This is a genomic window from Halomonas qinghailakensis, assembly GCF_025820815.1.
In the GTDB taxonomy this organism is placed as follows: domain Bacteria; phylum Pseudomonadota; class Gammaproteobacteria; order Pseudomonadales; family Halomonadaceae; genus Vreelandella; species Vreelandella qaidamensis.
The window spans coordinates 2,805,636-2,831,191 of sequence record NZ_CP096973.1 but is presented as its reverse complement, the minus strand read 5'-3'; the positions used below and the strand labels follow the sequence as shown (position 1 = coordinate 2,831,191).

The following is a 25,556-nucleotide window of genomic DNA, read 5'->3' as shown; positions in this document are numbered from 1 at the left end:
GCTTGTAGGCTTAATGCTTATTAACTATTACTCATGGCGTTTATGCCTGCATCCACTCGCCCTCCGCTTAAACCGCTTTCGCGCCGACAGTTTTTAGCCACTGTCGGCGCAGTTGTGCTGGGCGCAGGGTTAGGTTTTCATGCCTCGCCTGCCACTGCTTTCAACCCCCAACGCTTACGGCAGAGCATGCAACAGCAGTACGGCCAAAGCGGGCTTGCTGTTTTAGAAGAGTGGTTTGCCCTGTTGGAACGTTTGCGTGGTCAAGAGGTGCAAACGCAACTTCGCGAGGTCAACGACTTTTTTAACCGCCGAATACGCTGGGTGGATGATATTCACGTATGGGGGCAAGAAGACTTCTGGGCAACGCCATTAGAGGCCATGGGTAAAGCACAGGGCGATTGTGAAGATTACTCTATTGCTAAGTACATCACCCTGAAGCAGCTCAGCGTTCCCGGTGAACGCCTGCGTATGATTTATGTACGAGCGCGCATTGGCCGCAGCCAGATCACCCAGGCACACATGGTACTTGGTTACTACTCAACGCCCAGCGGCGAGCCCTTGGTACTTGATAATATCTCTCCGTCTATTTCCCCTGCTTCTCAACGCACCGATCTAGACCCCGTGTTCAGTTTTAATAGTGAAGGGCTGTGGGCCGGTGGCACAACGCAATCACGTGCGGACCCGTTAGCGCGGCTATCGCGCTGGCGTAATGTCGTTGAACGGATGCAATCACAAGGTTTTATTTAAGAGGATTAAGCACTATGTCGCTGATTAAACAGCTTTGGCTGGCCATTATTGCGCTACTGTTGCTTTCATTTGTCGGCAGCCTTGCGATCAGCATTACCTCGGGCCGCGACTATATTGAGCAGGAAGTGCGCATTAAAAATGAGGACAATGCAACGGCATTAGCACTTTCCATGAGCCAGCTCGAAAAGGACATAGTGACGCTCGAACTGTTAATTTCCGCACAGTTCGATACCGGCTATTACCGCCGTATTACCCTACGTGACACCGAAGGTCAGGTGCTTATTGAGCGCTCCGCCAGCGAATACCGCGGCGATGTACCCGCATGGTTCCGCAACGTTATTCACTTCGATGTACCCATTGGCACCGCAACGATACAAGACGGCTGGCGGCAATTCGGTACGCTTGAACTCGAAAGTCAGCACAGTTTCGCCTATGCCTCTTTGTGGCGCATTATGCTTGAGCTCGCTGGCTGGTTCTTGCTGGCTGGAGCGATCAGCCTCGCCATCGCCACAGTGGTGGTACGCGGTATCAAGCACCCTCTTGTGCGGGTGGTCGCCCAAGCAAAAGATATCAGCGCCCGGCGCTTTACCACCATTAAAGAACCCCGCACATTAGAGCTACGTGAAGTGGCCCAAGCAATGAACGTTTTATCTGCCAATGTGCGCCAAATGCTCAGCCAGGAAAGCCAAAAACTGGATGAACTGCGTCGCCATCTGCAGCATGACCGTGTCACAGGGGCGCTCAATCGCGACGTGTTTATGGGCCGTTTATCATCATTACTAGGGAGTGAAGACGCCCGTGCCACGGGGCTAATGATAATGACCCGAGTGGAGTCACTTGAAACGCTTAATGAGCAGCTAGGCCACCAAGCCACTGACCAGTTACTCAGTGAGTTAGTGACACAACTCTCCCAGCTGGCCCCCACGCCAGAAGAAGCACTGGTTGGGCGCTTAAACGGCAGCGATTTTATCCTGATGCTACCGCTAGAAGCTGACACTGGCGCACTCATACCGCGCCTACGCCAAGCGCTAGATACCATCGCGCTCAAGGCACCCAATATCGGCATGCGTTTACCGACCGCCGTGGTTGCCTACACGCCCCATGATGACCGAGGTGGTTTACTGGCTACCTTAGACGATGCCCTTGCTGAAGCCGAAAGTGCAAGCGCCCACACCACCGTAGCTGTACGAGAGCACCAACATAACTCGCTCTTTGGTAACCACGCTGAATGGCGTTCAGCGCTAAATGCTGCCATTACGTTAGGGCCGCAGCTCGCTTATTTCCCCGTTATTGATGCCCACCATAACGTACTGCATTATGAATGCCCTGCTCGCCTAGAGCTTGCCAATAACTGGCAAACCGCTGGCATGTTTATTCCCTGGATTTCGCGCTTTCACTTAGAACCTGCACTCGATATTGCCGTGGTTAAAAAAGCCCTGGAGCAACTGACTAGCAACCCCGCACAAACCCTTGGTATTAATCTTTCAATTGCCTCCATCACCAATGCTGAATTTGTGATTGAGTTAAGACGACTGCTCGAAAAACAACCACAACTTGCCAAACAGCTGTGCTTCGAAGTACCCGCTATTTTGAATACCCATGCTATTGGTAGCCTTCGCGGCTTATGTACCGCGCTCAGACCGTTAGGCTGTCAGTTTGGGATTGAACATGTCGGGGCAGAATTCACCAAACTTGCCGATTTACACGACATCGGGCTTGCCTACCTAAAAATAGACAGCAGCTTGATTGGAGGGATTCATACCTCTCATGAACAGCAAACCATCGTGCGAGGAATGGCCACGCTATGCCACTCCCTTGGCATTCAGGTGATCGCAGAAGGAGTGACTGAACAAGCCGAATTGGAAAGTCTCTTCAAAGTAGGCGTTGACGGAGCCACCGGACCAGGCGTGCGCCTGAATTAAAGAGTAGTCGTTTTTCGAAGGTCAGGTAACTGCCAGCAAACAGCGCGTCTAACGACGCGCCGTATTAAATCAATTCGTCTTCATCGCCTAGCAAATTAATATCATTCTTCGACCGCAACGACTTACGCTCCATCACCTTTTTTTGTGCCGCCGCAGGCAAGTCCGTGAAACTCAGCAAGCCTTTCTCTAGCAGCACTTCCAGCATATCTTCCACCACTCGTACAAAGGCCAAGTCAGAGGCAATAAACTGCGCCGACTGCCCCGTTTGCTCAGCTAAAAAAGCGAACACCTCCGGCGAATCTTCATTAATAGTGTCATTACACTCCGGCGATGGCTCTTTACTGAGCATCACGATCTCCCCTTCGGCATTGCGTTTGATGTAAAGCATAGCGGCTTCCTCTATAAGTAAAAGCGCCTAAGTATAGCGAAATGACATTCGAGAGTGGATATAACAAGGCCGCCCGTAGGCGGCCTGTTTGGGTGAGTGAAGGTTACTCGATATCTAGCTTTCCGTTTTGGATCATATGGAGGATTACATCCTGTGATCCGCCACCACCAAAGTCAGAGAAGCTCTTACCCTCTAAACGAATAACTTGATCAGCATTCTCTTTATCGCCTGCCAAGCCCCCTTCAGAGTTGACATACAGCACTGTATCACCGCTGTCTTCTTCCGCGACAATATAGGCATCTAGCGAGTCACCGTTTTCATAATCCAATAACTCACCAATATCCAGTTTATCGCCTTCACCTGAGTTGAAGTCCATCACTGTATCAATCGCAGGACTATCCGAAGTACCTTGGTCATTCAATTCCCACTTGAAGGTGTCAGCGCCAAGGCCACCGAAGAGCAGATCGTTACCTTCGCCACCAACCAGCAGATCATCACCGCCTTGGCCGTAGACAATATCGTTTCCTTTACCACCATACAGCTCATCACTTCCGCCGCGCGTATCGCTCTCGACATTGAACTCAGCGTGACTGGCCTTGATATAGTCATACAACTGCTGTTCGGTGGGCGCCTCCCCACCATTAGTGACTTTTAAATATTCTCTTAATGCAGCTATGCCTGAGCCAGCAGGTAACTCTCGACCCTCCCAGTCCAAGGCATCGGTGTTAATCGCGTCGCCAAAGATGATGTCGTTGCCATCGCCACCATTCACAACGTCATCGCCCAACTCGGCCAGTTCTGTGTTGGTCGAGCCACTTACTAGAGCAGCATTTAGCTCGTCGGCACTATTGACGATATTTACTTCGCCTTGTGGCACATAAGGCGTGAGTTTTATGTCGTCAATATAAAGCGTGGCATCACCATATGTAGTCGCGTTATTGACACTATACACAATACGGTATTCGCCTTGCTCTAGCGCGCTGCTCGCAGCTGATCTCCAATTATATGAGAAACCTAACTCTCCCCCCTGGCCTTCAACATCAGTCCAGCTGTTACCATCCAGCTTTTGCAGTTTCCACGCTGCACTATCGAAATAGTCACGCATAATGTAGGAGAAAGAAATACCTGCATACTCCCCTGTACCAACATCAAACTGGGGGGTAGCAACTGTATAAGCAACATTGTTCACCGACGTATCACTAATTTCCATATAGCGATTCGAGCTTCCTTCTCGGCTCAACGTGCCGCCTGATGAAGGCGTGCTCCAGCTGTTGGCGTTATTCCAACCACCGTTATTACTAAAATCGGCTAATACCTCTTCTGGAATCCCGTAAGGTGCCTTAACTAAGCTCACCTTGTCCGTGTTATCGAAGTACTTAAGATTATTAACGGTAACGCCATCGCCAATACCAATGGCATGTACCGAGCTTACCCCACTCAAAGGAACGAAGGCTTCAATAGCATCCCGCATATCCTTCTCGTCCGTGACATTTCCAGCGCCGTTATTACCACTATTACTAAATGTTGGATCGCCATCCGTCAGGAAGTAGGTTAAGTTTTTATAACCATCACTCTCGCCCGGTTGCAGCGCAAACCAATTAGAAGCCTCAATAAATGCTCCCTCGTAATTAGTGCCACCAAGACCTTGTAAACCCTCGGTTTTGGTACGGCCAATTGCAGCCAACAGCTCGTCAATGTTTTGCTCTGTCAGATTCTGAATGTTCGCTTTCAGCTCGATATTTGACTCAAAAGCAATCAGCGAAACATTAATGTCTCCATCATGATTTTTAAGCTGTTCAGCAAGCTGCAACAGCGAGTCCTTAACCAATTTCATTCTGGAAGCAGAGTAAACACTGTCATTAATCCCATCAGGATTATTGTTAACACTGCCCTGTCCATTCAAGTCATACTGCATAGAACCTGACGTATCGACAATAAGCGCGACATTGTAGTTTTTTCCAGGCTGAACATTAACGTCCGCCCCGCCTTCGTCAGCTACAATTATGTCGTCGCCTTGACCACCTTCAACGGTGTTATCTCCGTTATTGCCGGTCTCAAGCCCACCTTCATACAGAGTGAGGCTAGTGGGAACGTCTACGTTCTCGAAGTTACCATTAACCTCGATAACTTCAGCAGTAAGATCAGTGTCACCATCAGTTGTAATGCTAACCGACCCCTTACCGTTCACATCCAATTTGACTACGTGTTCCTGACCATCAATTAATACTATTGCTGTCGGGAAGTCATCGCCAGTGAAGGTATATTGACTTGGATCTGGGCGATTAGATGTCTCGATATCAAAGGTAACATCCGACGGACCATTGATACTGGTCGCCTCACCATTCATTACTTCTTTGTAGGCAATCGAGTGAACCAAATAGTCATCATCAAAACCAACTGCAGTGAACTCGGCTCTGCTAAACGTTTCTTCACTTCCAGGCTTGAAGGTATATGAGTTATCAACCCGATCAGACCCACCTGGTGCACGCTCACTTTTCGTGAAGTTGCCAGCTGCATCGTAGTAAGTCACTAACGCATCCGTTGACGTGCCACCACCCGATACAACTGCCGAGCCAACAGAGTTTCCATCCTCATCAAAGAATTCAACCTTGGCTTTTTCGTTGTTGTTTCTCCAAGCGAACTGAACATCAAAGCTTTTCACTTCGTTGTTAAAGTCAACGACGATAGCTTCACTTCCAACACCAGTAACATAGCCAAGCTCGGTTTCAGCGGCACCACCAGAAGTCCTGCCAGCCACGCCAAACCCGTCATGGTTTGTATTGATAACTTTTGTCAGCGTTCCTAATTCACCATCCGCTTTATAAGCAGTCACGGTGAAGCTATCAGTGTTATCAACATTACCAACATTGATCACAGAGGTTTTAGTCACAGTGGCATTAATACTGACGGTGGTGGTGTCAATGGTATCTGTGATTTTAACCGTGGCAGTGCTGCTTGCATCAAGATCTTCGAAGTTATTATCACCTATATCGGTGATACTAACTTCGTAGCTTTCCGGATCAATGTAGACATCGTCACCCTGGATATCGAACGGTGTCGAGGTTCCTTCGGTGTCGCCTTCAGCAAACGTGATGGTGGCACCATTGCTCAGCGTAACAGTGAACTCTTGGCCTGAAGGGTTGCTGAGCGTACCGTTAATAGTGGCGGTGCCCGCTCCTTCTTTTACTGTGACATCGTTCAATGTGAGCGTTGTAGTGTCGATTGTGTCATCGACTTCGTGGGACGTGGCGTTGTTGACCAGCACCAGGTCTTCGTAGCCGCTGTTGTCGCTGCCGCTGAAGTTGGTCGGGGCACTAATGACGTTGTCGTCGAGGAACACGTCCGGGTCATTGAACGTGAAGTTCGTGCTGCCGGTCAGTTCGTTGGCGGCCACCGTAATGGTCTGCTGCTCGCCGTTAACATCGAAGGTGAAGGTTTCTTCGGTGGTCGGGGCGTTGTCCAGCGTGACGGTGTAGGTCACCGTGGCACCGTCTTCGTTACCACCCGCCGCCAGACTGGACGTCAGCGTGGCGTTCACGGTGTCAATTGTGTCATCGACTTCGTGGGACGTGGCGTTGTTGACCAGTACCAGGTCTTCGTAGCCGCTGTTGTCGCTGCCGCTGAAGTTGGTCGGGGCACTAATGACGTTGTCGTCGAGGAACACGTCCGGGTCATTGAACGTGAAGTTCGTGCTGCCGGTCAGTTCGTTGGCGGCCACCGTAATGGTCTGCTGCTCGCCGTTAACATCGAAGGTGAAGGTTTCTTCGGTGGTCGGGGCGTTGTCCAGCGTGACGGTGTAGGTCACCGTGGCACCGTCTTCGTTACCACCCGCCACCAGACTGGACGTCAGCGTGGCGTTCACGGTGTCAATTGTGTCATCGACTTCGTGGGACGTGGCGTTGTTGACCAGTACCAGGTCTTCGTAGCCGCTGTTGTCGCTGCCGCTGAAGTTGGTCGGGGCACTAATGACGTTGTCGTCGAGGAACACGTCCGGGTCATTGAACGTGAAGTTCGTGCTGCCGGTCAGTTCGTTGGCGGCCACCGTAATGGTCTGCTGCTCGCCGTTAACATCGAAGGTGAAGGTTTCTTCGGTGGTCGGGGCGTTGTCCAGCGTGACGGTGTAGGTCACCGTGGCACCGTCTTCGTTACCACCCGCCGCCAGACTGGACGTCAGCGTGGCGTTCACGGTGTCAATTGTGTCATCGACTTCGTGGGACGTGGCGTTGTTGACCAGTACCAGGTCTTCGTAGCCGCTGTTGTCGCTGCCGCTGAAGTTGGTCGGGGCACTAATGACGTTGTCGTCGAGGAACACGTCCGGGTCATTGAACGTGAAGTTCGTGCTGCCGGTCAGTTCGTTGGCGGCCACCGTAATGGTCTGCTGCTCGCCGTTAACATCGAAGGTGAAGGTTTCTTCGGTGGTCGGGGCGTTGTCCAGCGTGACGGTGTAGGTCACCGTGGCACCGTCTTCGTTACCACCCGCCGCCAGACTGGACGTCAGCGTGGCGTTCACGGTGTCAATTGTGTCATCGACTTCGTGGGACGTGGCGTTGTTGACCAGTACCAGGTCTTCGTAGCCGCTGTTGTCGCTGCCGCTGAAGTTGGTCGGGGCACTAATGACGTTGTCGTCGAGGAACACGTCCGGGTCATTGAACGTGAAGTTCGTGCTGCCGGTCAGTTCGTTGGCGGCCACCGTAATGGTCTGCTGCTCGCCGTTAACATCGAAGGTGAAGGTTTCTTCGGTGGTCGGGGCGTTGTCCAGCGTGACGGTGTAGGTCACCGTGGCACCGTCTTCGTTACCACCCGCCGCCAGACTGGACGTCAGCGTGGCGTTCACGGTGTCAATTGTGTCATCGACTTCGTGGGACGTGGCGTTGTTGACCAGTACCAGGTCTTCGTAGCCGCTGTTGTCGCTGCCGCTGAAGTTGGTCGGGGCACTAATGACGTTGTCGTCGAGGAACACGTCCGGGTCATTGAACGTGAAGTTCGTGCTGCCGGTCAGTTCGTTGGCGGCCACCGTAATGGTCTGCTGCTCGCCGTTAACATCGAAGGTGAAGGTTTCTTCGGTGGTCGGGGCGTTGTCCAGCGTGACGGTGTAGGTCACCGTGGCACCGTCTTCGTTACCACCCGCCGCCAGACTGGACGTCAGCGTGGCGTTCACGGTGTCAATTGTGTCATCGACTTCGTGGGACGTGGCGTTGTTGACCAGTACCAGGTCTTCGTAGCCGCTGTTGTCGCTGCCGCTGAAGTTGGTCGGGGCACTAATGACGTTGTCGTCGAGGAACACGTCCGGGTCATTGAACGTGAAGTTCGTGCTGCCGGTCAGTTCGTTGGCGGCCACCGTAATGGTCTGCTGCTCGCCGTTAACATCGAAGGTGAAGGTTTCTTCGGTGGTCGGGGCGTTGTCCAGCGTGACGGTGTAGGTCACCGTGGCACCGTCTTCGTTACCACCCGCCGCCAGACTGGACGTCAGCGTGGCGTTCACGGTGTCAATTGTGTCATCGACTTCGTGGGACGTGGCGTTGTTGACCAGTACCAGGTCTTCGTAGCCGCTGTTGTCGCTGCCGCTGAAGTTGGTCGGGGCACTAATGACGTTGTCGTCGAGGAACACGTCCGGGTCATTGAACGTGAAGTTCGTGCTGCCGGTCAGTTCGTTGGCGGCCACCGTAATGGTCTGCTGCTCGCCGTTAACATCGAAGGTGAAGGTTTCTTCGGTGGTCGGGGCGTTGTCCAGCGTGACGGTGTAGGTCACCGTGGCACCGTCTTCGTTACCACCCGCCGCCAGACTGGACGTCAGCGTGGCGTTCACGGTGTCAATTGTGTCATCGACTTCGTGGGACGTGGCGTTGTTGACCAGTACCAGGTCTTCGTAGCCGCTGTTGTCGCTGCCGCTGAAGTTGGTCGGGGCACTAATGACGTTGTCGTCGAGGAACACGTCCGGGTCATTGAACGTGAAGTTCGTGCTGCCGGTCAGTTCGTTGGCGGCCACCGTAATGGTCTGCTGCTCGCCGTTAACATCGAAGGTGAAGGTTTCTTCGGTGGTCGGGGCGTTGTCCAGCGTGACGGTGTAGGTCACCGTGGCACCGTCTTCGTTACCACCCGCCACCAGACTGGACGTCAGCGTGGCGTTCACGGTGTCAATTGTGTCATCGACTTCGTGGGACGTGGCGTTGTTGACCAGTACCAGGTCTTCGTAGCCGCTGTTGTCGCTGCCGCTGAAGTTGGTCGGGGCACTAATGACGTTGTCGTCGAGGAACACGTCCGGGTCATTGAACGTGAAGTTCGTGCTGCCGGTCAGTTCGTTGGCGGCCACCGTAATGGTCTGCTGCTCGCCGTTAACATCGAAGGTGAAGGTTTCTTCGGTGGTCGGGGCGTTGTCCAGCGTGACGGTGTAGGTCACCGTGGCACCGTCTTCGTTACCACCCGCCGCCAGACTGGACGTCAGCGTGGCGTTCACGGTGTCAATTGTGTCATCGACTTCGTGGGACGTGGCGTTGTTGACCAGTACCAGGTCTTCGTAGCCGCTGTTGTCGCTGCCGCTGAAGTTGGTCGGGGCACTAATGACGTTGTCGTCGAGGAACACGTCCGGGTCATTGAACGTGAAGTTCGTGCTGCCGGTCAGTTCGTTGGCGGCCACCGTAATGGTCTGCTGCTCGCCGTTAACATCGAAGGTGAAGGTTTCTTCGGTGGTCGGGGCGTTGTCCAGCGTGACGGTGTAGGTCACCGTGGCACCGTCTTCGTTACCACCCGCCGCCAGACTGGACGTCAGCGTGGCGTTCACGGTGTCAATTGTGTCATCGACTTCGTGGGACGTGGCGTTGTTGACCAGTACCAGGTCTTCGTAGCCGCTGTTGTCGCTGCCGCTGAAGTTGGTCGGGGCACTAATGACGTTGTCGTCGAGGAACACGTCCGGGTCATTGAACGTGAAGTTCGTGCTGCCGGTCAGTTCGTTGGCGGCCACCGTAATGGTCTGCTGCTCGCCGTTAACATCGAAGGTGAAGGTTTCTTCGGTGGTCGGGGCGTTGTCCAGCGTGACGGTGTAGGTCACCGTGGCACCGTCTTCGTTACCACCCGCCGCCAGACTGGACGTCAGCGTGGCGTTCACGGTGTCAATTGTGTCATCGACTTCGTGGGACGTGGCGTTGTTGACCAGTACCAGGTCTTCGTAGCCGCTGTTGTCGCTGCCGCTGAAGTTGGTCGGGGCACTAATGACGTTGTCGTCGAGGAACACGTCCGGGTCATTGAACGTGAAGTTCGTGCTGCCGGTCAGTTCGTTGGCGGCCACCGTAATGGTCTGCTGCTCGCCGTTAACATCGAAGGTGAAGGTTTCTTCGGTGGTCGGGGCGTTGTCCAGCGTGACGGTGTAGGTCACCGTGGCACCGTCTTCGTTACCACCCGCCGCCAGACTGGACGTCAGCGTGGCGTTCACGGTGTCAATTGTGTCATCGACTTCGTGGGACGTGGCGTTGTTGACCAGTACCAGGTCTTCGTAGCCGCTGTTGTCGCTGCCGCTGAAGTTGGTCGGGGCACTAATGACGTTGTCGTCGAGGAACACGTCCGGGTCATTGAACGTGAAGTTCGTGCTGCCGGTCAGTTCGTTGGCGGCCACCGTAATGGTCTGCTGCTCGCCGTTAACATCGAAGGTGAAGGTTTCTTCGGTGGTCGGGGCGTTGTCCAGCGTGACGGTGTAGGTCACCGTGGCACCGTCTTCGTTACCACCCGCCGCCAGACTGGACGTCAGCGTGGCGTTCACGGTGTCAATTGTGTCATCGACTTCGTGGGACGTGGCGTTGTTGACCAGTACCAGGTCTTCGTAGCCGCTGTTGTCGCTGCCGCTGAAGTTGGTCGGGGCACTAATGACGTTGTCGTCGAGGAACACGTCCGGGTCATTGAACGTGAAGTTCGTGCTGCCGGTCAGTTCGTTGGCGGCCACCGTAATGGTCTGCTGCTCGCCGTTAACATCGAAGGTGAAGGTTTCTTCGGTGGTCGGGGCGTTGTCCAGCGTGACGGTGTAGGTCACCGTGGCACCGTCTTCGTTACCACCCGCCGCCAGACTGGACGTCAGCGTGGCGTTCACGGTGTCAATTGTGTCATCGACTTCGTGGGACGTGGCGTTGTTGACCAGTACCAGGTCTTCGTAGCCGCTGTTGTCGCTGCCGCTGAAGTTGGTCGGGGCACTAATGACGTTGTCGTCGAGGAACACGTCCGGGTCATTGAACGTGAAGTTCGTGCTGCCGGTCAGTTCGTTGGCGGCCACCGTAATGGTCTGCTGCTCGCCGTTAACATCGAAGGTGAGGTGTTTCTTCGGTGGTCGGGGCGTTGTCCAGCGTGACGGTGTAGGTCACCGTGGCACCGTCTTCGTTACCACCCGCCGCCAGACTGGACGTCAGCGTGGCGTTCACGGTGTCAATTGTGTCATCGACTTCGTGGGACGTGGCGTTGTTGACCAGTACCAGGTCTTCGTAGCCGCTGTTGTCGCTGCCGCTGAAGTTGGTCGGGGCACTAATGACGTTGTCGTCGAGGAACACGTCCGGGTCATTGAACGTGAAGTTCGTGCTGCCGGTCAGTTCGTTGGCGGCCACCGTAATGGTCTGCTGCTCGCCGTTAACATCGAAGGTGAAGGTTTCTTCGGTGGTCGGGGCGTTGTCCAGCGTGACGGTGTAGGTCACCGTGGCACCGTCTTCGTTACCACCCGCCGCCAGACTGGACGTCAGCGTGGCGTTCACGGTGTCAATTGTGTCATCGACTTCGTGGGGACGTGGCGTTGTTGACCAGTACCAGGTCTTCGTAGCCGCTGTTGTCGCTGCCGCTGAAGTTGGTCGGGGCACTAATGACGTTGTCGTCGAGGAACACGTCCGGGTCATTGAACGTGAAGTTCGTGCTGCCGGTCAGTTCGTTGGCGGCCACCGTAATGGTCTGCTGCTCGCCGTTAACATCGAAGGTGAAGGTTTCTTCGGTGGTCGGGGCGTTGTCCAGCGTGACGGTGTAGGTCACCGTGGCACCGTCTTCGTTACCACCCGCCGCCAGACTGGACGTCAGCGTGGCGTTCACGGTGTCAATTGTGTCATCGACTTCGTGGGACGTGGCGTTGTTGACCAGTACCAGGTCTTCGTAGCCGCTGTTGTCGCTGCCGCTGAAGTTGGTCGGGGCACTAATGACGTTGTCGTCGAGGAACACGTCCGGGTCATTGAACGTGAAGTTCGTGCTGCCGGTCAGTTCGTTGGCGGCCACCGTAATGGTCTGCTGCTCGCCGTTAACATCGAAGGTGAAGGTTTCTTCGGTGGTCGGGGCGTTGTCCAGCGTGACGGTGTAGGTCACCGTGGCACCGTCTTCGTTACCACCCGCCGCCAGACTGGACGTCAGCGTGGCGTTCACGGTGTCAATTGTGTCATCGACTTCGTGGGACGTGGCGTTGTTGACCAGTACCAGGTCTTCGTAGCCGCTGTTGTCGCTGCCGCTGAAGTTGGTCGGGGCACTAATGACGTTGTCGTCGAGGAACACGTCCGGGTCATTGAACGTGAAGTTCGTGCTGCCGGTCAGTTCGTTGGCGGCCACCGTAATGGTCTGCTGCTCGCCGTTAACATCGAAGGTGAAGGTTTCTTCGGTGGTCGGGGCGTTGTCCAGCGTGACGGTGTAGGTCACCGTGGCACCGTCTTCGTTACCACCCGCCGCCAGACTGGACGTCAGCGTGGCGTTCACGGTGTCAATTGTGTCATCGACTTCGTGGGACGTGGCGTTGTTGACCAGTACCAGGTCTTCGTAGCCGCTGTTGTCGCTGCCGCTGAAGTTGGTCGGGGCACTAATGACGTTGTCGTCGAGGAACACGTCCGGGTCATTGAACGTGAAGTTCGTGCTGCCGGTCAGTTCGTTGGCGGCCACCGTAATGGTCTGCTGCTCGCCGTTAACATCGAAGGTGAAGGTTTCTTCGGTGGTCGGGGCGTTGTCCAGCGTGACGGTGTAGGTCACCGTGGCACCGTCTTCGTTACCACCCGCCGCCAGACTGGACGTCAGCGTGGCGTTCACGGTGTCAATTGTGTCATCGACTTCGTGGGACGTGGCGTTGTTGACCAGTACCAGGTCTTCGTAGCCGCTGTTGTCGCTGCCGCTGAAGTTGGTCGGGGCACTAATGACGTTGTCGTCGAGGAACACGTCCGGGTCATTGAACGTGAAGTTCGTGCTGCCGGTCAGTTCGTTGGCGGCCACCGTAATGGTCTGCTGCTCGCCGTTAACATCGAAGGTGAAGGTTTCTTCGGTGGTCGGGGCGTTGTCCAGCGTGACGGTGTAGGTCACCGTGGCACCGTCTTCGTTACCACCCGCCGCCAGACTGGACGTCAGCGTGGCGTTCACGGTGTCAATTGTGTCATCGACTTCGTGGGACGTGGCGTTGTTGACCAGTACCAGGTCTTCGTAGCCGCTGTTGTCGCTGCCGCTGAAGTTGTCGGGGCACTAATGACGTTGTCGTCGAGGAACACGTCCGGGTCATTGAACGTGAAGTTCGTGCTGCCGGTCAGTTCGTTGGCGGCCACCGTAATGGTCTGCTGCTCGCCGTTAACATCGAAGGTGAAGGTTTCTTCGGTGGTCGGGGCGTTGTCCAGCGTGACGGTGTAGGTCACCGTGGCACCGTCTTCGTTACCACCCGCCGCCAGACTGGACGTCAGCGTGGCGTTCACGGTGTCAATTGTGTCATCGACTTCGTGGGACGTGGCGTTGTTGACCAGTACCAGGTCTTCGTAGCCGCTGTTGTCGCTGCCGCTGAAGTTGGTCGGGGCACTAATGACGTTGTCGTCGAGGAACACGTCCGGGTCATTGAACGTGAAGTTCGTGCTGCCGGTCAGTTCGTTGGCGGCCACCGTAATGGTCTGCTGCTCGCCGTTAACATCGAAGGTGAAGGTTTCTTCGGTGGTCGGGGCGTTGTCCAGCGTGACGGTGTAGGTCACCGTGGCACCGTCTTCGTTACCACCCGCCGCCAGACTGGACGTCAGCGTGGCGTTCACGGTGTCAATTGTGTCATCGACTTCGTGGGACGTGGCGTTGTTGACCAGTACCAGGTCTTCGTAGCCGCTGTTGTCGCTGCCGCTGAAGTTGGTCGGGGCACTAATGACGTTGTCGTCGAGGAACACGTCCGGGTCATTGAACGTGAAGTTCGTGCTGCCGGTCAGTTCGTTGGCGGCCACCGTAATGGTCTGCTGCTCGCCGTTAACATCGAAGGTGAAGGTTTCTTCGGTGGTCGGGGCGTTGTCCAGCGTGACGGTGTAGGTCACCGTGGCACCGTCTTCGTTACCACCCGCCGCCAGACTGGACGTCAGCGTGGCGTTCACGGTGTCAATTGTGTCATCGACTTCGTGGGACGTGGCGTTGTTGACCAGTACCAGGTCTTCGTAGCCGCTGTTGTCGCTGCCGCTGAAGTTGGTCGGGGCACTAATGACGTTGTCGTCGAGGAACACGTCCGGGTCATTGAACGTGAAGTTCGTGCTGCCGGTCAGTTCGTTGGCGGCCACCGTAATGGTCTGCTGCTCGCCGTTAACATCGAAGGTGAAGGTTTCTTCGGTGGTCGGGGCGTTGTCCAGCGTGACGGTGTAGGTCACCGTGGCACCGTCTTCGTTACCACCCGCCGCCAGACTGGACGTCAGCGTGGCGTTCACGGTGTCAATTGTGTCATCGACTTCGTGGGACGTGGCGTTGTTGACCAGTACCAGGTCTTCGTAGCCGCTGTTGTCGCTGCCGCTGAAGTTGGTCGGGGCACTAATGACGTTGTCGTCGAGGAACACGTCCGGGTCATTGAACGTGAAGTTCGTGCTGCCGGTCAGTTCGTTGGCGGCCACCGTAATGGTCTGCTGCTCGCCGTTAACATCGAAGGTGAAGGTTTCTTCGGTGGTCGGGGCGTTGTCCAGCGTGACGGTGTAGGTCACCGTGGCACCGTCTTCGTTACCACCCGCCGCCAGACTGGACGTCAGCGTGGCGTTCACGGTGTCAATTGTGTCATCGACTTCGTGGGACGTGGCGTTGTTGACCAGTACCAGGTCTTCGTAGCCGCTGTTGTCGCTGCCGCTGAAGTTGGTCGGGGCACTAATGACGTTGTCGTCGAGGAACACGTCCGGGTCATTGAACGTGAAGTTCGTGCTGCCGGTCAGTTCGTTGGCGGCCACCGTAATGGTCTGCTGCTCGCCGTTAACATCGAAGGTGAAGGTTTCTTCGGTGGTCGGGGCGTTGTCCAGCGTGACGGTGTAGGTCACCGTGGCACCGTCTTCGTTACCACCCGCCGCCAGACTGGACGTCAGCGTGGCGTTCACGGTGTCAATTGTGTCATCGACTTCGTGGGACGTGGCGTTGTTGACCAGTACCAGGTCTTCGTAGCCGCTGTTGTCGCTGCCGCTGAAGTTGGTCGGGGCACTAATGACGTTGTCGTCGAGGAACACGTCCGGGTCATTGAACGTGAAGTTCGTGCTGCCGGTCAGTTCGTTGGCGGCCACCGTAATGGTCTGCTGCTCGCCGTTAACATCGAAGGTGAAGGTTTCTTCGGTGGTCGGGGCGTTGTCCAGCGTGACGGTGTAGGTCACCGTGGCACCGTCTTCGTTACCACCCGCCGCCAGACTGGACGTCAGCGTGGCGTTCACGGTGTCAATTGTGTCATCGACTTCGTGGGACGTGGCGTTGTTGACCAGTACCAGGTCTTCGTAGCCGCTGTTGTCGCTGCCGCTGAAGTTGGTCGGGGCACTAATGACGTTGTCGTCGAGGAACACGTCCGGGTCATTGAACGTGAAGTTCGTGCTGCCGGTCAGTTCGTTGGCGGCCACCGTAATGGTCTGCTGCTCGCCGTTAACATCGAAGGTGAAGGTTTCTTCGGTGGTCGGGGCGTTGTCCAGCGTGACGGTGTAGGTCACCGTGGCACCGTCTTCGTTACCACCCGCCGCCAGACTGGACGTCAGCGTGGCGTTCACGGTGTCAATTGTGTCATCGACTTCGTGGGACGTGGCGTTGTTGACCAGTACCAGGTCTTCGTAGCCGCTGTTGTCGCTGCCGCTGAAGTTGGTCGGGGCACTAATGACGTTGTCGTCGAGGAACACGTCCGGGTCATTGAACGTGAAGTTCGTGCTGCCGGTCAGTTCGTTGGCGGCCACCGTAATGGTCTGCTGCTCGCCGTTAACATCGAAGGTGAAGGTTTCTTCGGTGGTCGGGGCGTTGTCCAGCGTGACGGTGTAGGTCACCGTGGCACCGTCTTCGTTACCACCCGCCGCCAGACTGGACGTCAGCGTGGCGTTCACGGTGTCAATTGTGTCATCGACTTCGTGGGACGTGGCGTTGTTGACCAGTACCAGGTCTTCGTAGCCGCTGTTGTCGCTGCCGCTGAAGTTGGTCGGGGCACTAATGACGTTGTCGTCGAGGAACACGTCCGGGTCATTGAACGTGAAGTTCGTGCTGCCGGTCAGTTCGTTGGCGGCCACCGTAATGGTCTGCTGCTCGCCGTTAACATCGAAGGTGAAGGTTTCTTCGGTGGTCGGGGCGTTGTCCAGCGTGACGGTGTAGGTCACCGTGGCACCGTCTTCGTTACCACCCGCCGCCAGACTGGACGTCAGCGTGGCGTTCACGGTGTCAATTGTGTCATCGACTTCGTGGGACGTGGCGTTGTTGACCAGTACCAGGTCTTCGTAGCCGCTGTTGTCGCTGCCGCTGAAGTTGGTCGGGGCACTAATGACGTTGTCGTCGAGGAACACGTCCGGGTCATTGAACGTGAAGTTCGTGCTGCCGGTCAGTTCGTTGGCGGCCACCGTAATGGTCTGCTGCTCGCCGTTAACATCGAAGGTGAAAGGTTTCTTCGGTGGTCGGGGCGTTGTCCAGCGTGACGGTGTAGGTCACCGTGGCACCGTCTTCGTTACCACCCGCCGCCAGACTGGACGTCAGCGTGGCGTTCACGGTGTCAATTGTGTCATCGACTTCGTGGGACGTGGCGTTGTTGACCAGTACCAGGTCTTCGTAGCCGCTGTTGTCGCTGCCGCTGAAGTTGGTCGGGGCACTAATGACGTTGTCGTCGAGGAACACGTCCGGGTCATTGAACGTGAAGTTCGTGCTGCCGGTCAGTTCGTTGGCGGCCACCGTAATGGTCTGCTGCTCGCCGTTAACATCGAAGGTGAAGGTTTCTTCGGTGGTCGGGGCGTTGTCCAGCGTGACGGTGTAGGTCACCGTGGCACCGTCTTCGTTACCACCCGCCGCCAGACTGGACGTCAGCGTGGCGTTCACGGTGTCAATTGTGTCATCGACTTCGTGGGACGTGGCGTTGTTGACCAGTACCAGGTCTTCGTAGCCGCTGTTGTCGCTGCCGCTGAAGTTGGTCGGGGCACTAATGACGTTGTCGTCGAGGAACACGTCCGGGTCATTGAACGTGAAGTTCGTGCTGCCGGTCAGTTCGTTGGCGGCCACCGTAATGGTCTGCTGCTCGCCGTTAACATCGAAGGTGAAGGTTTCTTCGGTGGTCGGGGCGTTGTCCAGCGTGACGGTGTAGGTCACCGTGGCACCGTCTTCGTTACCACCCGCCGCCAGACTGGACGTCAGCGTGGCGTTCACGGTGTCAATTGTGTCATCGACTTCGTGGGACGTGGCGTTGTTGACCAGTACCAGGTCTTCGTAGCCGCTGTTGTCGCTGCCGCTGAAGTTGGTCGGGGCACTAATGACGTTGTCGTCGAGGAACACGTCCGGGTCATTGAACGTGAAGTTCGTGCTGCCGGTCAGTTCGTTGGCGGCCACCGTAATGGTCTGCTGCTCGCCGTTAACATCGAAGGTGAAGGTTTCTTCGGTGGTCGGGGCGTTGTCCAGCGTGACGGTGTAGGTCACCGTGGCACCGTCTTCGTTACCACCCGCCGCCAGACTGGACGTCAGCGTGGCGTTCACGGTGTCAATTGTGTCATCGACTTCGTGGGACGTGGCGTTGTTGACCAGTACCAGGTCTTCGTAGCCGCTGTTGTCGCTGCCGCTGAAGTTGGTCGGGGCACTAATGACGTTGTCGTCGAGGAACACGTCCGGGTCATTGAACGTGAAGTTCGTGCTGCCGGTCAGTTCGTTGGCGGCCACCGTAATGGTCTGCTGCTCGCCGTTAACATCGAAGGTGAAGGTTTCTTCGGTGGTCGGGGCGTTGTCCAGCGTGACGGTGTAGGTCACCGTGGCACCGTCTTCGTTACCACCCGCCGCCAGACTGGACGTCAGCGTGGCGTTCACGGTGTCAATTGTGTCATCGACTTCGTGGGACGTGGCGTTGTTGACCAGTACCAGGTCTTCGTAGCCGCTGTTGTCGCTGCCGCTGAAGTTGGTCGGGGCACTAATGACGTTGTCGTCGAGGAACACGTCCGGGTCATTGAACGTGAAGTTCGTGCTGCCGGTCAGTTCGTTGGCGGCCACCGTAATGGTCTGCTGCTCGCCGTTAACATCGAAGGTGAAGGTTTCTTCGGTGGTCGGGGCGTTGTCCAGCGTGACGGTGTAGGTCACCGTGGCACCGTCTTCGTTACCACCCGCCGCCAGACTGGACGTCAGCGTGGCGTTCACGGTGTCAATTGTGTCATCGACTTCGTGGGACGTGGCGTTGTTGACCAGTACCAGGTCTTCGTAGCCGCTGTTGTCGCTGCCGCTGAAGTTGGTCGGGGCACTAATGACGTTGTCGTCGAGGAACACGTCCGGGTCATTGAACGTGAAGTTCGTGCTGCCGGTCAGTTCGTTGGCGGCCACCGTAATGGTCTGCTGCTCGCCGTTAACATCGAAGGTGAAGGTTTCTTCGGTGGTCGGGGCGTTGTCCAGCGTGACGGTGTAGGTCACCGTGGCACCGTCTTCGTTACCACCCGCCGCCAGACTGGACGTCAGCGTGGCGTTCACGGTGTCAATTGTGTCATCGACTTCGTGGGACGTGGCGTTGTTGACCAGTACCAGGTCTTCGTAGCCGCTGTTGTCGCTGCCGCTGAAGTTGGTCGGGGCACTAATGACGTTGTCGTCGAGGAACACGTCCGGGTCATTGAACGTGAAGTTCGTGCTGCCGGTCAGTTCGTTGGCGGCCACCGTAATGGTCTGCTGCTCGCCGTTAACATCGAAGGTGAAGGTTTCTTCGGTGGTCGGGGCGTTGTCCAGCGTGACGGTGTAGGTCACCGTGGCACCGTCTTCGTTACCACCCGCCGCCAGACTGGACGTCAGCGTGGCGTTCACGGTGTCAATTGTGTCATCGACTTCGTGGGACGTGGCGTTGTTGACCAGTACCAGGTCTTCGTAGCCGCTGTTGTCGCTGCCGCTGAAGTTGGTCGCTGTTTGTCGTCGAGCCGCTGAAGTTGGTCGGGGCACTAATGACGTTGTCGTCGAGGAACACGTCCGGGGTCATTGAACGTGAAGTTCGTGCTGCCGGTCAGTTCGTTGGCGGCCACCGTAATGGTCTGCTGCTCGCCGTTAACATCGAAGGTGAAGGTTTCTTCGGTGGTCGGGGCGTTGTCCAGCGTGACGGTGTAGGTCACCGTGGCACCGTCTTCGTTACCACCCGCCGCCAGACTGGACGTCAGCGTGGCGTTCACGGTGTCAATTGTGTCATCGACTTCGTGGGACGTGGCGTTGTTGACCAGTACCAGGTCTTCGTAGCCGCTGTTGTCGCTGCCGCTGAAGTTGGTCGGGGCACTAATGACGTTGTCGTCGAGGAACACGTCCGGGTCATTGAACGTGAAGTTCGTGCTGCCGGTCAGTTCGTTGGCGGCCACCGTAATGGTCTGCTGCTCGCCGTTAACATCGAAGGTGAAGGTTTCTTCGGTGGTCGGGGCGTTGTCCAGCGTGACGGTGTAGGTCACCGTGGCACCGTCTTCGTTACCACCCGCCGCCAGACTGGACGTCAGCGTGGCGTTCACGGTGTCAATTGTGTCATCGACTTCGTGGGACGTGGCGTTGTTGACCAGTACCAGGTCTTCGTAGCCTGTTGTCGCTGCCGCTGAAGTTGGTCGGGGCACTAATGACGTTGTCGTCGAGGAACACGTCCGGGTCATTGAACGTGAAGTTCGTGCTGCCGGTCAGTTCGTTGGCGGCCACCGTAATGGTCTGCTGCTCGCCGTTAACATCGAAGGTGAAGGTTTCTTCGGTGGTCGGGGCGTTGTCCAGCGTGACGGTGTAGGTCACCGTGGCACCGTCTTCGTTACCACCCGCCGCCAGACTGGACGTCAGCGTGGCGTTCACGGTGTCAATTGTGTCATCGACTTCGTGGGACGTGGCGTTGTTGACCAGTACCAGGTCTTCGTAGCCGCTGTTGTCGCTGCCGCTGAAGTTGGTCGGGGCACTAATGACGTTGTCGTCGAGGAACACGTCCGGGTCATTGAACGTGAAGTTCGTGCTGCCGGTCAGTTCGTTGGCGGCCACCGTAATGGTCTGCTGCTCGCCGTTAACATCGAAGGTGAAGGTTTCTTCGGTGGTCGGGGCGTTGTCCAGCGTGACGGTGTAGGTCACCGTGGCACCGTCTTCGTTACCACCCGCCACCAGACTGGACGTCAGCGTGGCGTTCACGGTGTCAATTGTGTCATCGACTTCGTGGGACGTGGCGTTGTTGACCAGTACCAGGTCTTCGTAGCCGCTGTTGTCGCTGCCGCTGAAGTTGGTCGGGGCACTAATGACGTTGTCGTCGAGGAACACGTCCGGGTCATTGAACGTGAAGTTCGTGCTGCCGGTCAGTTCGTTGGCGGCCACCGTAATGGTCTGCTGCTCGCCGTTAACATCGAAGGTGAAGGTTTCTTCGGTGGTCGGGGCGTTGTCCAGCGTGACGGTGTAGGTCACCGTGGCACCGTCTTCGTTACCACCCGCCGCCAGACTGGACGTCAGCGTGGCGTTCACGGTGTCAATTGTGTCATCGACTTCGTGGTGGCGTTGTTGACGTGGCGTTGTTGACCAGTACCAGGTCTTCGTAGCCGCTGTTGTCGCTGCCGCTGAAGTTGGTCGGGGCACTAATGACGTTGTCGTCGAGGAACACGTCCGGGTCATTGAACGTGAAGTTCGTGCTGCCGGTCAGTTCGTTGGCGGCCACCGTAATGGTCTGCTGCTCGCCGTTAACATCGAAGGTGAAGGTTTCTTCGGTGGTCGGGGCGTTGTCCAGCGTGACGGTGTAGGTCACCGTGGCACCGTCTTCGTTACCACCCGCCGCCAGACTGGACGTCAGCGTGGCGTTCACGGTGTCAATTGTGTCATCGACTTCGTGGGACGTGGCGTTGTTGACCAGTACCAGGTCTTCGTAGCCGCTGTTGTCGCTGCCGCTGAAGTTGGTCGGGGCACTAATGACGTTGTCGTCGAGGAACACGTCCGGGTCATTGAACGTGAAGTTCGTGCTGCCGGTCAGTTCGTTGGCGGCCACCGTAATGGTCTGCTGCTCGCCGTTAACATCGAAGGTGAAGGTTTCTTCGGTGGTCGGGGCGTTGTCCAGCGTGACGGTGTAGGTCACCGTGGCACCGTCTTCGTTACCACCCGCCGCCAGCAGACTGGACGTCAGCGTGGCGTTCACGGTGTCAATTGTGTCATCGACTTCGTGGGACGTGGCGTTGTTGACCAGTACCAGGTCTTCGTAGCCGCTGTTGTCGCTGCCGCTGAAGTTGGTCGGGGCACTAATGACGTTGTCGTCGAGGAACACGTCCGGGTCATTGAACGTGAAGTTCGTGCTGCCGGTCAGTTCGTTGGCGGCCACCGTAATGGTCTGCTGCTCGCCGTTAACATCGAAGGTGAAGGTTTCTTCGGTGGTCGGGGCGTTGTCCAGCGTGACGGTGTAGGTCACCGTGGCACCGTCTGTTTACCACCCGCGCCAGACTGGACGTCAGCGTGGCGTTCACGGTGTCAATGTGTCATCGACTGCGTGGGTGGCACCGTCTTCGTTACCACGTGGCGTTGGGACGTGGCGTTGTTGACCAGTACCAGGTCTTCGTAGCCGCTGTTGTCGCTGCCGCTGAAGTTGGTCGGGGCACTAATGACGTTGTCGTCGAGGAACACGTCCGGGTCATTGAACGTGAAGTTCGTGCTGCCGGTCAGTTCGTTGGCGGCCACCGTAATGGTCTGCTGCTCGCCGTTAACATCGAAGGTGAAGGTTTCTTCGGTGGTCGGGGCGTTGTCCAGCGTCGGGGTAGGTCACCGTTCTTCGTCCAGCGTGACGGTGTAGGTCACCGTGGGACCGTCTTCGGCCGCCATTGACTGGACGTCAGCGTGGCGTTGGTCACGGTGTCGGGGCGTTGTCCAGCGTGACGGTGTAGGTCACCGTGGCACCGTCTTCGTTACCACCCGCCGCCAGACTGGACGTCAGCGTGGCGTTCACGGTGTCGTTATCATCAACGGTGATAATTGTAGCTTCGGCGCTGGTATCCAGTGCTTCGTAGTTGCCGCCCTCGGTGCCGATGATGCTCAGGGTCTGGCTCTGCTCGCCTTGCTGGAAGACGTCGTCTTCACGGCTGGCGAACGTGACGCTGCCTTCGGTGGCACCGGCGGCAATGACGATCTGCTCGCCGTTGGAGAGCGTGATGGTCAGCTCGGTGGCCGGGGCGTTGTCCACGCGGGCGGTGACGGTGATGTCCTCGCCTTCGGTGACGGTGTCCGGGGCCTCCAGGGTTACAGTAGCCTCTAAATCAGCATCGGCATCAGCGTCCGCATCTGCATCGGCGTCTGCATCCGCATCGGCGTCTGCATCGGCATCAGCGTCTGCATCGGCGTCCGCATCGGCATCGGCATCTGCGTCCGCATCAGCGTCCGCATCAGCATCTGCGTCAGAATCCGCATCGGCATCGGCGTCCGAGTCAGCGTCCGCATCGGCATCTGCGTCGGCGTCGGCGTCTGAATCAGCATCAGCATCAGCGTCTGCATCTGCATCTGCATCTGCGTCCGAATCGGCATCAGCATCAGCATCAGCATCAGCATCAGCATCAGCATCCGCGTCGGCATCGGCATCAGCATCGGCGTCCGCATCAGCATCTGCGTCAGAATCCGCATCCGCATCCGCATCCGCATCGGCGTCGGCATCTGCATCGGCATCGGCATCTGCGTCAGAATCCGCATCCGCATCCGCATCCGCATCGGCATCCGCATCAGAATCAGAATCAGAATCAGCATCGGCGTCTGCGTCCGCGTCAGCATCCGCATCAGCATCTGAATCAGCGTCCGCGTCGGCATCCGCGTCAGCATCGGCATCCGCATCTGAATCGGCATCCGCATCCGCATCTGAATCGGCATCCGCATCCGCATCTGAATCGGCATCCGCGTCGGCATCAGCGTCAGCGTCCGAATCGGCATCTGCGTCGGCATCGGCATCAGCATCAGCATCAGCATCAGCATCAGCATCAGCATCAGCATCAGCATCAGCATCAGCGTCCGCATCTGAATCTGAATCGGCATCTGCATCTGAATCTGCATCTGCATCGGCATCAGCGTCTGCATCGGCATCTGCATCTGCATCTGCATCGGCGTCTGAATCGGCGTCGGCGTCGGCGTCTGCATCAGCGTCGGCATCTGCATCAGCATCAGCGTCGGCATCTGCATCTGAATCGGCATCCGCGTCAGCATCCGCATCGGCATCAGCGTCAGCATCTGCATCTGCATCAGCGTCAGCATCTGCATCTGCATCTGCATCAGCATCGGCATCGGCATCGGCATCGGCGTCTGAATCGGCGTCGGCGTCTGCATCGGCGTCGGCGTCGGCATCGGCATCGGCGTCGGCATCTGCGTCCGAATCGGCATCAGCATCAGCATCAGCGTCGGCGTCCGCATCGGCATCAGCGTCCGCATCGGCGTCGGCATCTGAGTCGGCATCAGCATCGGCGTCAGCATCCGCATCAGCATCCGCATCAGCATCGGCGTCGGCGTCGGCGTCGGCGTCGGCATCGGCATCGGCGTCCGCATCTGCATCTGCATCTGCGTCAGCGTCCGAATCGGCATCGGCGTCCGCATCAGCATCAGCGTCAGCATCCGCATCAGCGTCTGCATCGGCATCAGCATCAGCATCAGCATCAGCATCAGCATCAGCATCAGCATCAGCATCGGCATCAGCATCGGCATCCGCGTCGGCGTCGGCATCAGCGTCCGCATCAGCGTCAGCATCGGCATCGGCGTCAGCATCAGCGTCGGCATCAGCATCCGCATCGGCGTCCGCATCGGCGTCAGCGTCCGAATCGGCATCTGCGTCCGCATCAGCGTCAGCGTCAGCGTCAGCATCGGCATCCGCGTCGGCATCAGCATCAGCATCAGCATCAGCATCAGCATCAGCATCAGCATCAGCGTCAGCGTCAGCGTCGGCATCCGCATCAGCATCGGCGTCTGAATCAGCATCAGCATCAGCATCAGCATCAGCGTCCGCATCCGCATCGGCATCCGCATCGGCATCCGCGTCAGCATCCGCGTCCGCATCAGCATCTGCGTCAGAATCCGCATCGGCATCAGCGTCCGCATCTGCGTCGGCATCCGAATCAGCGTCAGCATCCGCATCCGCGTCAGCATCGGCATCGGCGTCGGCGTCGGCGTCGGCGTCTGAATCAGCATCAGCGTCTGCATCCGCGTCAGAGTCAGAGTCATCTGGATCTTCTGGATCAGTTGGCTCTTCCGGATCAGTTGGATCTTCTGGATCAGTTGGATCTTCTGGATCAGTTGGCTCTTCCGGATCAGTCGGATCTTCTGGATCAGTTGGCTCTTCCGGGTCAGTCGGATCTTCCGGGTTAGTCGGATCTTCCGGGTCAGTCGGATCTTCTGGATCAGCATCTGCATCAGCGTCCGCATCGGCATCGGCGTCCGCATCTGAATCGGCATCCGAATCAGCATCTGCATCGGCGTCCGAGTCAGCATCCGCATCGGCATCCGCATCTGAATCGGCGTCAGCATCCGCATCTGAATCGGCGTCAGCATCTGCGTCAGAATCCGCATCGGCGTCTGCATCCGCGTCGGTGTCGTCTAGATCTGTTGTAGCAGCGGCTAGGCCACCATCAAATTCAACGAACTCGGCCCCTTCAAGGCCGCCTTCAGTGCTAAAGCTAAGCGGGTCGGTTTCTTCGGCAATACGAGCAAGGCGCACAAAGCTGCTACCACCACCGCCACCGCCGGCTGCTCCACCGGCTGCAGTCGCATCTAACAGTTCGAGTAGGTCGCCATCTTCATCATTAAGAGCAGTGAGCAGCGCTTCTAGATCGTCATCCTGGATGCTGGCATCAGTGGCTACAATCGCGTCAACATCAAGTTCGGGGGTAACCGCAACCTCTTGGCCGCCTTCGACAACGTTAACGCCTGTTCCGTCGGCAAAGTCTAGCTCTACCCGGCCATCTGCAGAGGTGATGATCGTTTCGCCTTCCTGAAGAACGTCGCCAACGCGAAGTTCACGCAGGTTGCCGTCTTCGTCACGTGCCCATGCCTGACCTGAAATTGCGATAACTGTTGCCATGTGCTGTATCCACCCGCTGCTTCATCAAAGAGATTGCCGTTTTTGGTGAAAATTCAATAAAGTGAACTTTTATTAACGGCATTTTGCAGCAAGATTAATCGTGATGACGACGAAT

Annotated in this window: 13 protein-coding genes and 1 pseudogene; 2 read left to right on the top strand and 12 right to left on the bottom strand. The window is 56.9% G+C overall.

Features of this window, described 5'->3' with window-relative positions; genetic code table 11:
* Positions 1 to 33 precede the first annotated feature (33 nt).
* Positions 34 to 747: a transglutaminase-like cysteine peptidase gene (locus M0220_RS13055; protein WP_264017848.1), complete on the top strand. Its 714-nt coding sequence runs from the start codon at positions 34 to 36 to the stop codon at positions 745 to 747.
* 14 nt (positions 748 to 761) lie between these two features.
* Positions 762 to 2,669 (top strand): EAL domain-containing protein, encoded by a 1,908-nt coding sequence (locus M0220_RS13050; protein WP_030071759.1) that lies wholly within the window; start codon positions 762 to 764, stop codon positions 2,667 to 2,669.
* A 64-nt stretch (positions 2,670 to 2,733) separates the two neighbouring features.
* On the opposite strand, the gene M0220_RS13045 is transcribed toward M0220_RS13050, so the two are convergent.
* The 12 genes and pseudogenes from M0220_RS13045 to M0220_RS12995 all read right to left on the bottom strand — a co-directional run bounded on the left by M0220_RS13045 (position 2,734) and on the right by M0220_RS12995 (position 25,441).
* On the bottom strand, positions 2,734 to 3,057 hold the full coding sequence (locus M0220_RS13045; RefSeq protein WP_030071757.1) for a hypothetical protein: 324 nt from the start codon (positions 3,055 to 3,057) through the stop codon (positions 2,734 to 2,736).
* Positions 3,058 to 3,160: 103 nt separating this feature from the next.
* On the bottom strand, positions 3,161 to 11,311 hold the full coding sequence (locus M0220_RS13040; protein ID WP_264017847.1) for an immunoglobulin-like domain-containing protein: 8,151 nt from the start codon (positions 11,309 to 11,311) through the stop codon (positions 3,161 to 3,163).
* Between the two features lie 22 nt (positions 11,312 to 11,333).
* Positions 11,334 to 11,882 carry an immunoglobulin-like domain-containing protein gene (locus tag M0220_RS13035; protein WP_264017846.1) on the bottom strand — a complete coding sequence of 183 codons (549 nt, stop codon included), beginning with the start codon at positions 11,880 to 11,882 and terminating at the stop codon, positions 11,334 to 11,336.
* Entirely contained in the window at positions 11,794 to 13,401 is a 1,608-nt protein-coding gene (locus M0220_RS13030; RefSeq protein ID WP_264017845.1) for a beta strand repeat-containing protein, read from the bottom strand. Before M0220_RS13030 ends, M0220_RS13035 begins: the two co-directional genes overlap by 89 nt.
* Positions 13,398 to 16,820: a beta strand repeat-containing protein gene (locus tag M0220_RS13025; RefSeq protein ID WP_264017844.1), complete on the bottom strand. Its 3,423-nt coding sequence runs from the start codon at positions 16,818 to 16,820 to the stop codon at positions 13,398 to 13,400. The genes M0220_RS13030 and M0220_RS13025 overlap by 4 nt, the downstream gene beginning before the upstream one ends.
* 22 nt (positions 16,821 to 16,842) lie before the next feature.
* Complete coding sequence (locus M0220_RS13020) at positions 16,843 to 19,365, bottom strand: beta strand repeat-containing protein (protein ID WP_264017843.1); 2,523 nt, start codon at positions 19,363 to 19,365, stop codon at positions 16,843 to 16,845.
* Positions 19,365 to 20,012 (bottom strand): immunoglobulin-like domain-containing protein, encoded by a 648-nt coding sequence (locus M0220_RS13015; protein WP_264017842.1) that lies wholly within the window; start codon positions 20,010 to 20,012, stop codon positions 19,365 to 19,367. The genes M0220_RS13020 and M0220_RS13015 overlap by 1 nt, the downstream gene beginning before the upstream one ends.
* Positions 19,927 to 20,994 carry an immunoglobulin-like domain-containing protein gene (locus M0220_RS13010; protein WP_264017841.1) on the bottom strand — a complete coding sequence of 356 codons (1,068 nt, stop codon included), beginning with the start codon at positions 20,992 to 20,994 and terminating at the stop codon, positions 19,927 to 19,929. Before M0220_RS13010 ends, M0220_RS13015 begins: the two co-directional genes overlap by 86 nt.
* Positions 20,897 to 21,217: an immunoglobulin-like domain-containing protein gene (locus M0220_RS17375; protein ID WP_318784696.1), complete on the bottom strand. Its 321-nt coding sequence runs from the start codon at positions 21,215 to 21,217 to the stop codon at positions 20,897 to 20,899. The genes M0220_RS13010 and M0220_RS17375 overlap by 98 nt, the downstream gene beginning before the upstream one ends.
* A 21-nt stretch (positions 21,218 to 21,238) precedes the next feature.
* A pseudogene (locus tag M0220_RS17370) lies at positions 21,239 to 21,814 on the bottom strand (immunoglobulin-like domain-containing protein); the annotation flags it as partial.
* A 56-nt stretch (positions 21,815 to 21,870) separates the two neighbouring features.
* Entirely contained in the window at positions 21,871 to 22,077 is a 207-nt protein-coding gene (locus tag M0220_RS13000) for a hypothetical protein (protein ID WP_264017838.1), read from the bottom strand.
* Between the two features lie 166 nt (positions 22,078 to 22,243).
* A complete protein-coding gene (locus M0220_RS12995) occupies positions 22,244 to 25,441 on the bottom strand; it encodes a hypothetical protein (RefSeq protein ID WP_264017837.1) in 3,198 nt (1,065 codons plus the stop codon).
* Positions 25,442 to 25,556 lie beyond the last annotated feature (115 nt).

Coding starts and splice junctions, on each gene's coding strand:
- M0220_RS13055 (WP_264017848.1), top strand. CDS start 34: ATGGCGTTTATGCCTGCATCCACTCGCCCTCCGCTTAAACCGCTTTCG.
- M0220_RS13050 (WP_030071759.1), top strand. CDS start 762: ATGTCGCTGATTAAACAGCTTTGGCTGGCCATTATTGCGCTACTGTTG.
- M0220_RS13045 (WP_030071757.1), bottom strand. CDS start 3,057: ATGCTTTACATCAAACGCAATGCCGAAGGGGAGATCGTGATGCTCAGT.
- M0220_RS12995 (WP_264017837.1), bottom strand. CDS start 25,441: ATGGCAACAGTTATCGCAATTTCAGGTCAGGCATGGGCACGTGACGAA.